Origin of the sequence: Kitasatospora sp. MBT66 (genome assembly GCF_000710405.2) — a bacterium.
Lineage (GTDB): Bacteria > Actinomycetota > Actinomycetes > Streptomycetales > Streptomycetaceae > Kitasatospora > Kitasatospora purpeofusca.
Genome location: NZ_JAIY01000004.1, coordinates 761,546 through 771,063, shown reverse-complemented (window position 1 = coordinate 771,063; position 9,518 = coordinate 761,546). Strand labels below are relative to the sequence as shown.

Annotated in this window: 8 protein-coding genes; all 8 read left to right on the top strand. The window is 74.1% G+C overall.

Going from position 1 to position 9,518, the window contains the following annotated elements:
* Positions 1-286: 286 nt before the first annotated feature.
* Entirely contained in the window at positions 287-1,057 is a 771-nt protein-coding gene (locus BI06_RS10090) for a YcnI family protein (RefSeq protein WP_043467083.1), read from the top strand.
* Between the two features lie 100 nt (positions 1,058-1,157).
* Entirely contained in the window at positions 1,158-1,838 is a 681-nt protein-coding gene (locus BI06_RS10085) for an SCO family protein (RefSeq protein ID WP_030392302.1), read from the top strand.
* A complete protein-coding gene (locus BI06_RS10080; protein ID WP_030392303.1) occupies positions 1,835-2,338 on the top strand; it encodes a copper chaperone PCu(A)C in 504 nt (167 codons plus the stop codon). Before BI06_RS10085 ends, BI06_RS10080 begins: the two co-directional genes overlap by 4 nt.
* A 179-nt stretch (positions 2,339-2,517) precedes the next feature.
* A complete protein-coding gene (locus BI06_RS10075; protein ID WP_233290085.1) occupies positions 2,518-4,584 on the top strand; it encodes a FixH family protein in 2,067 nt (688 codons plus the stop codon).
* 14 nt (positions 4,585-4,598) lie between these two features.
* Entirely contained in the window at positions 4,599-5,939 is a 1,341-nt protein-coding gene (gene efeB, locus BI06_RS10070; protein WP_078879722.1) for an iron uptake transporter deferrochelatase/peroxidase subunit, read from the top strand.
* A gap of 209 nt (positions 5,940-6,148) precedes the next feature.
* Positions 6,149-7,084, top strand: coding sequence for a prephenate dehydratase (gene pheA, locus BI06_RS10065; RefSeq protein ID WP_043467080.1), 936 nt, complete (start codon positions 6,149-6,151; stop codon positions 7,082-7,084).
* Positions 7,085-7,628: 544 nt separating this feature from the next.
* Positions 7,629-8,903: a serine--tRNA ligase gene (serS, locus tag BI06_RS10060; protein WP_030392307.1), complete on the top strand. Its 1,275-nt coding sequence runs from the start codon at positions 7,629-7,631 to the stop codon at positions 8,901-8,903.
* Between the two features lie 54 nt (positions 8,904-8,957).
* Positions 8,958-9,518 (top strand): HAD family hydrolase (locus tag BI06_RS10055; protein ID WP_149030339.1); only part of this gene is annotated, 561 nt, incomplete at its 3' end.

The window sequence follows — 9,518 nt, the reverse complement described above, 5'->3', positions numbered from 1 at the left end:
CGACCCGCTGCCGACCGGTGCCGTGCTGCGGCACAGCGTGGTGCGGCGCGGGCCGCCCCTCGGGGCCCTCGCGTACTGACCCGCCCCCGTGTCCCCGGTGTCCCCCCACCGGTACCGGTCCGGCGGCGGTCCGGAGTACGCGGCGCCGTGCCGCGACCGCCCGATCCGTGCGGTCCCGCGGCCTCCTCCCCCCACTTCTTCCCCCGCCGCGCGGCCCCGCCGAGGCACGGACCCCTCCGTGCCCGGGAGCGGGCCTGCCGAGCCTCCGAACGGAGACACGAACCCCATGCGTTCCCTTCCCGCCCGTCGTACCGCCGCCGTCGCCCTCGCCGCCGCCGCCTCGGTGGTGGCCCTGGCCGGTCCCGCCTTCGCCCACGTCACCGTGAACCCGGGCAGCGCCGAGCAGGGCGGCTACACCGCCGTCGACTTCCGGGTCCCGAACGAGAACGACGCCGCCGGCACCGTGAAGCTGGAGGTCAACCTCCCGCTGGACCACCCGCTGGCCTCGGTCCGCACCCAGCCGCTGCCGGGCTGGACCTCCACCGTCGAGAAGGCCAAGCTGGACAAGCCGATCAAGGTCCACGGCAACGACGTCAACGAGGCCGTCTCCAAGATCACCTGGACCGCCGACGCCGGCGTGAAGGTCGCCCCCGGCCAGTTCCAGGAGTTCCGGGTCTCGCTCGGCCCGCTGCCGACCGACGCCGACTCGCTGGTCTTCAAGGCCCTGCAGACCTACGACAACGGTGACGTCGTCCGCTGGATCGACGAGGCCAAGGACGGCCAGCCGGAGCCGGCCAAGCCCGCCCCGGTGCTGAAGCTGACCAAGGCCACCTCGGCCGACGGCCACGGCGTGACCGCCTCCGCCACCCCGTCGGCCGCCGCCGACGGCCACGGCACCGGGCACGGCGACGCGGCCAAGAGCGACGCCGCCTCCGACGACAAGGCGAGCGACTCCACCGCCCGGGTGCTCGGCGTGGTCGGCATCGTGGTCGGTGTGATCGGCACCGCCGTCGGTGTCCTCGGCCTGCGCCGCCGCAACGGCGGCTCGGCCTCCTGATCCCAGCACCGGCGGGGCCGCGTCCGGCACCCGTCGCGGCCGCGCCCGCGTCCCGGGCGCGGCCCCGCCGGTGATCCACCGCACACGATCGGACCCTCCCATGCCCCGCTCCGCCCGTACCCCCCGCGCCGCCCGCCTGGCCGGGGCCACCGCCGTCGCCCTCGCCGCCGCGCTCGCCCTGACGGCCTGCGGCTCCTCCGGTTCCGAGACCGCCGGCCCCGCCAAGGTCGTCCAGCAGAAGACCGACTCGCCCTACGAGGGCACCGTGCTCGGCAAGCACTTCGACAAGCCCGACCTCCAGCTGACCGACACCTCCGGCCAGCCCTACGACCTGCGGCAGAAGACCGGCGGCCGGACCACCCTGCTGTTCTTCGGCTACACCAGCTGCCCGGACGTCTGCCCGACCACCATGGGCGACATCGGCGTGGCGATGAAGAAGCTCACCCCGGAGGAGCGGCAGAAGGTCGACGTCGTGTTCGTCTCCACCGACCCGCAGCGCGACACCCCGCAGGTGCTGCGCGCCTGGCTGGACTCGATGGGCAGCGACTTCATAGGCCTGACCGGGGACCTGGCCAAGGTGAAGACGGCCGCCAAGGCGCTCGGCATCCTGATCGAGGACCCGGTGACCAACCCCGACGGCACCGTCACCTCCACCCACGGCGCCCAGGTGCTGGCCTTCCTGCCCTCGGACGACAAGGCGCACGTGCTCTACCTGAGCGGCACCGAGGTGAAGACCTTCGAGCACGACCTGCCGCTGCTCGCCAGGGGAGTCGCGGCATGAAGGGCACCCTCGGCTTCCGCCGGACGGCGCTGGCAGGGGCGGTGCTGGCGACGGCACTGGGCGGCGGCGCCTTCCTGGTCGCCTGCGGGGCCGGCGGCCAGGACGGCGGCGGAGCCTCCGCCGGCGGGGCGGCCCGACTCAGCGTCGCCGACTCCTACATCCCGATGCCGCCGGCCGGCGGCATGGCGGCCGGCTATCTGACGGTGCGCAACGAGGGCGGCGAGGACGACGAGCTGGTCAGGGTCTCCAGCCCCGGCGCCTCCTCGGTCACCATGCACCGCTCCACCGCCAGCACCATGGAGCAGGTCGAGAAACTCGACGTCCCCGCGCACGGCGCGCTGCAGCTCGCCCGGGGCGGCACCCATCTGATGATCATGGGGTGGCAGAAGGCCCCGGTCCTGGGTGACGAACTCGAACTCGACCTGACCTTCACCCGCACCGGCACCATCTCGGTCAAGGTGCCGGTCAAGGAGCTCACCTACCGGCCCGGCCAGCAGTAAGGGATCGCAGGATGCTGATGGGACGGACGCCGAAGGCACGGCCGGCAACGGCGCGGGCGGCGACGACGACAGTACGGACGACACGGACGACCGCGGCGCGGGCGACGACGGCTCGGACAGCGACGGCTCGTTCAGCGACGGCGCGGCTGCTGGGACGGCGGACCGCCGGGCTGCTCGGCGTGCTCGGCGCCGTCCTCGCCCTGCTGCTCGCCGGCGCCGGACCGGCCTCCGCGCACGCCGCCCTGCAGTCCACCGACCCGGCGCAGAACGCCGTCCTGCCCGTCGCGCCGCAGACCGTCACCCTGACCTTCAGCGAGGCCGTCTCGCTCTCCTCGGACTCGGTGCGGGTGCTCGACCCGGCCGGCCGGGCGGTCGACTCGGGCAGCCCCGCGCACGCCGACGGCAAGGACAACACCGCCCGGGTCGGGCTCGGCTCCGGACTCGCCAACGGCACCTACACCGTCGCCTGGCGGGCCGTCTCGGAGGACTCGCACCCGATCGGCGGGGCCTTCACCTTCTCGATCGGCGCGCCCTCGGCCACCACCGTCTCCACCACCGCCCTGCAGAGCGCCGAGGCCGACGGCCTGGTCGCCGCGCTCTACGGCACCGCCCGGACGGTCGCCTACGCGGCGTTCGCGCTGCTCGCCGGCGCGGCCGGCTTCGTGCTGCTCTGCTGGCCGGCCGGGGCGTCCCGGCGCCCGGTGCAGCGACTGCTGATGACCGGCTGGGTGGCGCTGCTGGTGTCCACCGTCGCGGTGCTGATGCTGCGCGGACCGTACGAGCGGGGCTCGGGGGTCGGCAAGGCCTTCGATCTGTCGCTGGTCCGGACCACGCTGGACGAGCGGATCGGCACGGCCCTGGCGGCCCGGCTGCTGCTGCTCGCCGCGAGCGGGGTGTTCCTCTCCCTGCTGGTCGGTCAGCTCGGGCTGCCGCAGGGCGCCGGTGCGAAGGCCGCCGCGAACGGCGGGGCCGGTAGGACCGGACCGGGGACCGCCGGGGCCGGGGCGGACGGCGATCCGGAGGAGGCCGAGCTGCGGGAGCTGGAGCGGCGCGCCGCCGAACGCCCGCAGCGCGAGGCCCGGCTGGGCCTCGGGGTGGCCGGACTGGTGCTGGCCGTCGCGCTCTCGGCGACCTGGGCCGGCGCGGACCACGCCTCGGTGGGCATCCAGGTCTGGCTGGCGCTGCCGCTCGGCATGCTCCACCTGGTCGCCATGGCGCTCTGGCTGGGCGGCCTGGCCGCGATGCTGGTCGGGCTGCGCGAGGGGATCGGCGCGGAGGTCGCGGACCGCTTCTCGAAGATCGCGTTCGGCGCCGTCCTGGTGCTGGCCGGCACCGGCGTCTACCAGTCCTGGCGCGGCCTCGGCAGCTGGGGCGCGCTGACCGGCACCGACTACGGGCGGCTGCTGCTGGTGAAGACCGGCTGTGTGATCGCCATGCTCGGCGTCGCCTGGATGTCCCGCACCTGGCTCGCCCGGCTGCGCGCCACCCCGGAGGAGGCGGCCGAGGTCGTGCCGGAGCCGGTCGCGGTCGCCGCGACTCCCGGCCCCGACACCGCGTCCGAGACCGTTTCCGGCGCTGCCTCCGATGCCGCTTCCGACAGCGGCGCGGACACCGAGGACCCGGTCCGCCGGGCCCAGCTGGTCCGTCAGCGGGCGGCCCGGGCGAACGCCGACCGGGACCGGGGGCTCACCCCGACCCGGGCCGGCCTGCGCCGCTCGGTGCTGGTCGAGGCGGCGGTCGCGGTGGCCGTCCTGGTGGTCACCACCCTGCTCACCAACTCCCCGCCCGGACGGGTGGCGGGCGAGGTCGCGGCCGCCGCGGCGAACGGCGCCGCCACGACGTCCGGCGGCACCTCCGGCGGGACCACCGGTGGGGCGCCCGCCCCGCAGACGGTGCCCGGCCGGACCGTGGAGCTCAAGCTCCCGTACGACACCAAGGGCCGGACGCCGAACGCCAAGGGCACCGCGACCGTCACCCTCAACCCGGCCGGCACCGGGTCGAACGAGGTGCACCTGAAGCTGGACGGCGCGGACGGCTCGCCCGTCGAGGTGCCCGAGGTCGAGCTCGCCTTCACCCTGCCGGACCGCGACCTCGGCCCGCTCACCGTCCCGCTCACCACCGAGGGCACCGGCCGCTGGACCGGGACGGCGCAGCTGCCGCTCGCCGGGAACTGGGTGGTGTCGGTGGTGATCAGATCCTCCGACATCGACCAGACCACGGAGATCAAGCAGCTGAAGATCGGATAGGGCGGACCATCCCCATGGAGAGCAGCACCAGCACCAACGCCGACAGCACCAGCACCGGCACCGACAGCGCCGCCGGGGACACCACCGATGGGGGCAGCACCGGGGGCCGTGCCCCCGGCCTGACCCGGCGGACGCTGCTGGGCACCGCCGGGGCCGGCCTGGTGGTCGGCGCCGGGGCCGGGGCCGCGACGGCCCTGACCGTGGAGCGGCGCGACCAGAGCCCGCCCAGGGCGGCGACCGGGGCGGGCCCCGGTCTGGGGCTCGCCGCGGTGGGATTCCACGGCGAGCACCAGGCCGGGATCCTCGAACCCCAGCAGGCCCGGGTCCAGCTGGCCGCCTTCGACCTGGCCGGCGGGGTCGGCCGGGACGGCGTGCGGGCGCTGCTCCGGCGCTGGTCGCGCACCGCCACCCGGATGGCGGTGGGCGAGCCGGCCGACGAGTTCGAGAACCAGATCGCCCTGGACGCCGGGCCCTGCTCGCTCACCGTCACCTTCGGCTTCGGCGCCACCCTGTTCGACCGGACCGGGCTGGCCGACCACCGCCCGGCCGGGCTGGAGCCGCTGCCCGCCTTCCCGGCCGACGCGCTGGACCCGGCCCGCGGCGACGGCGACCTGTTCGTGCAGATCGGCGCCGACGACGCCCTGGTCGCGGTGCACGCGCTGCGGGTGCTCCAGCGCCAGGCGGCCGGGACCGCGGCGCTGCGCTGGCAGATGTCCGGCTTCGCCCGGACGCCCGGCGCCACCCCGAACCCGATGACCGGGCGCAATCTGATGGGCCAGGTCGACGGCACCAACAACCCCCGGCCGGACGAGGACGGCTTCGCGGCCAAGGTGTTCGTCGCCGCCGGGGGCGAGCAGCCGGCCTGGCTGGCGGGCGGCTCGTTCCTGGTGTTCCGGCGGATCCGGATGCTGCTGGACAACTGGGAGGCGCTGCCGGTGGACCGCCAGGAGCGGGTGATCGGACGGCGCAAGTCGGACGGCGCACCGCTCGGCGCGGCCGCCGACGCGGGCGAGCGCACCCCGGTGGACCTCGCCGCGCAGGCGGCGGACGGGTCGCTGGCCGTGCCGGCGGACGCGCACATCCGGGTCGCGGCTCCGGCCGCCAACGGCGGGGCGGCCATGCTGCGGCGCGGGTTCTCGTACCACGACGGGCTGCTGGCCGACGGGTCGCCGGACGCCGGACTGCTCTTCCTGGCCTTCCAGTCCGACCCGCGCAAGGGGTTCACCCCGGTGCAGCGCAAGCTGGCCCGGGGCGACGGGCTGTCCCGCTTCCTGCGGCACGAGGCGAGCGGGCTGTACGCCGTCCCGCCGGGAGTGTCGCCGGACGGGTACGTCGGGCAGAGCCTGTTCGACTGATCCGCCCGTCCGGGCGGCCGGGCCGTCCGGGCCGTGCGACCTGCCCGGTGGGCCCGGTCCGCCCGGCGCGTGACCGCCCGCCGTCCACCGGTCGTCCGGTCTCCTCCCACGGAGCGGGACGCGACCACGGGCGGCGCCGGGAGTGGCTAAGGTGGCTTCTTTCGGCGGTCCGCCGAACTCCCGTCGGTCCCGTTCCCCTTGGAGGCGTCATGTCGGCCACCCGCTACACGTACCTCGGGCCGGCCGGGACCTTTACCGAGGCGGCCCTGCGCACCCTGCCGGAGGCGGCGACCCGGGAGCTGGTGCCGATGTCCTCGGTGCAGCTGGTGCTGGACGCGGTGCGGGGCCGCGAGGCCTCGGGCGCGTTCGTGCCGATCGAGAACTCGGTCGAGGGCGCCGTCACGGCCACCAACGACGAACTCGCCGCCGGCGTCCCGCTGATGATCTACCGCGAGGTGCTGCTGCCCATCACCTTCGCGCTGCTGGTGCGGCCGGGCACCGGGCTGGCGGACGTCAAGACCGTCACCAGCCACCCGGTGGCGCAGGCCCAGGTCCGCCGCTGGCTCGCCGCCAACCTCCCGGACGCGCACTGGGAGTCGGCCGCCTCGAACGCCGACGGCGCCCGGCTGGTCGCCGAGGGCCGGTACGACGGGGCGTTCGCGGGCGAGTTCGCGGCCCCGATCTACGGGCTGGACCCGCTGGTCAAGGACATCGTGGACGTGCAGAGCGCGACCACCCGGTTCGTCCTGGTGGGCCGCCCGGGCCGGGTGTCCTCGCCGACCGGGGCGGACAAGACCTCGATGGTGGTCTGGCTGCCGGACGACCACCCGGGCGCGCTGCTGGAGCTGCTCCAGGAGTTCGCGGTGCGCGGGGTCAACCTGATGCGGATCGAGTCCCGCCCGACCGGGGAGGGGCTCGGCAACTACTGCTTCCTGATCGACTGCGAGGGGCACCTCAGCGACCGCCGGGTCGGCGAGGCGCTGATGGGCCTCAAGCGGATCTGCCCGCAGGTGCGGTTCCTCGGCTCCTATCCGCGTGCCGACCGGCAGGTGTCCGGGCACCAGCGGCCCGGCACCTCGGACGCGGATTTCGGTGCGGCCGCGGACTGGCTCTCCCGTTGCCTCGACGGGCGCGGGGACATCTGACAGGCGCGAGAACGGCTCCGGACAGCCGAGGACCGTTGACGACGGCCGAGGACATCCGGGGGACATTCGCCGTCCACTTGTCCTTTTGAAACCGTTTTCTGCACCGCCGGGCGGTCGTCCACAGGGCGGCCGCCCCGGCCCCCGGCTTGTCCACAGGGGCTTCCACTGTCCACAGGCTCGAGTTATCCACAGGCTTGGGGACGAGTCGACAAACCGGTATAGCCACTGCGCACATCGGTCGGATCATCGGTTTGCGTCGCAGAGATGACTAATCGGACCAGAGTCACCCGGGTGTCGGCAAATCACCCGTCCGAGTGCTTCAATTCCCTCACCCGGGAAGGTCAAATAAGGTTTCAAACCCGAATTCCATGGTTCGTTCCGCAGTCCACCGACGCCGCCCCACGATCCACAGCCCCGGCCGGGAGCCTGTGGATAACCCGGGCCGGGATCGTTTCCCACAAGAGTTATCCACAGGCTGGGGCGAGTTATCCCCAGGGGAAAACCGGTACCGGTGGACGGGCCCCCGCCCGGTAGGCTTGGCCCCGTGATTGACCTTCGCCTGCTCCGTGAGGACCCTGACCGAGTGCGCGCCTCGCAGCGCGTCCGTGGCGAGGACGTCGACCTGGTCGACGCCCTCCTCTCCGCCGACGAACGCCGCCGGTCCTCGGGCACGCGCTTCGACGAACTCCGCGCCGAGCAGAAGTCGCTCGGCAAGCTCGTCGCCAAGGCCCAGGGCGACGAGAAGGCCGCCCTGCTCCAGCGCACCAAGGAGCTGGCCGCCGAGGTCAAGGCCGCCGACGCCGAACAGGGCGAGGCCAAGGACGAGGCCGAGCGCCTGCTCCGCTCGCTGGCGAACCTCATCGACCCGGCCGCCCCGGTCGGCGGCGAGGAGGACTTCGTCACGCTGGAGGAGATCGGCACCCCGCGCGACTTCGCCGCCGAGGGCTTCGAGCCCCGCGACCACGTCGAGCTGGGCCAGCTGCTCGGCGCGATCGACACCGAGCGCGGTGCCAAGGTCGCCGGTGCCCGGTCCTACTACCTGACCGGTGTCGGCGCGCTGCTGGAGCTCGCCCTGGTCAACATGGCGATCGCCCAGGCCACGGCCGCCGGCTTCGTGCCGATGATCACCCCGGCCCTGGTCCGCGCCGCCGCCATGGACGGCACCGGCTTCCTCGGCCAGGCCGCGGAGAACGTGTACTACCTGGAGGACGACGAGCGCTACCTCGTCGGCACCAGCGAGGTCCCGCTCGCGGCGTACCACATGGACGAGATCCTCGACGCCGACAAGCTGCCGCTGCGCTACGCCGGCTACTCGTCCTGCTTCCGCCGCGAGGCCGGCACCTACGGCAAGGACACCCGCGGCATCATCCGCGTCCACCAGTTCGAGAAGGTGGAGATGTTCGTCTTCACCACCCCCGAGGACGCCGAGAACGAGCACCGCCGCCTGCTCCAGTGGGAGAAGGACTTCCTCAACGCGCTCGAACTGCCCTACCGGGTCATCGACGTCGCCTCCGGCGACCTCGGCGCCTCGGCCGCGCGCAAGTTCGACATCGAGGCCTGGGTCCCCACCCAGGGCAAGTACCGCGAGGTCACCTCGACCTCGAACACCACCGAGTACCAGGCCCGCCGCCTCTCCATCCGGATGCGCGAGGACGGCAAGGTCCGCCCGCTGGCCACGCTGAACGGCACCCTGGTCGCCGTTCCGCGCACCATCGTGGCGATCCTGGAGAACCACCAGCAGCCCGACGGCTCGGTCGTGGTCCCCGAGGCGCTCCGCCCCTACCTCGGCGGCCGCACCGTGCTGGAGCCGGTCAAGTAGCACCGGCCCCGCCGGTCCGCAGTGAAGAAGCAACTCCCGGGAGACGCACGGCCCATGAGCACCACCAGCCCCAGCCCCGTCTCCCCCTCGGACGGTGGCGGCCTGCCCTTCAAGCTGGTCGCCACCGACCTCGACGGCACGCTGCTGAGCAGCTCCGAGACCGTCACCGCGCGCACCCGCGCCGCGCTGGCCACCGCCACCGCGGCCGGGGCGCTGCACATCATCGTCACCGGCCGCTCGGCCACCTGGGCCCGCCCGGTCTTCGACGAGATCGGCTACCGGGGCATAGCGGTCTGCGGCCAGGGCGCCCAGGTCTACGACGCCGGCGCGCACAAGCTGCTCACCTCGCTCACCCTGGACCGCCGGGTGGCCGCGCTCGCGATCGAGAAGATCGAGGCCGAGGTCGGCCCGCTGGCGATCGCCGCCAACCAGGACGGCCTGGAGGGCGACGTCCTGGCCGGCCCCGGCTACCGGCTGCAGATCGGCTCCGAGCTGCCGGTCGTCGAGGTCCCGCCGTCCGAGCTGCTCGCCTCCCCGATCAGCAAGCTGTACATACAGCACCACGAACTCGGCGACGACGCCCTCGCCGAGGCCGCCCGCAACGCGGCCGGCGAC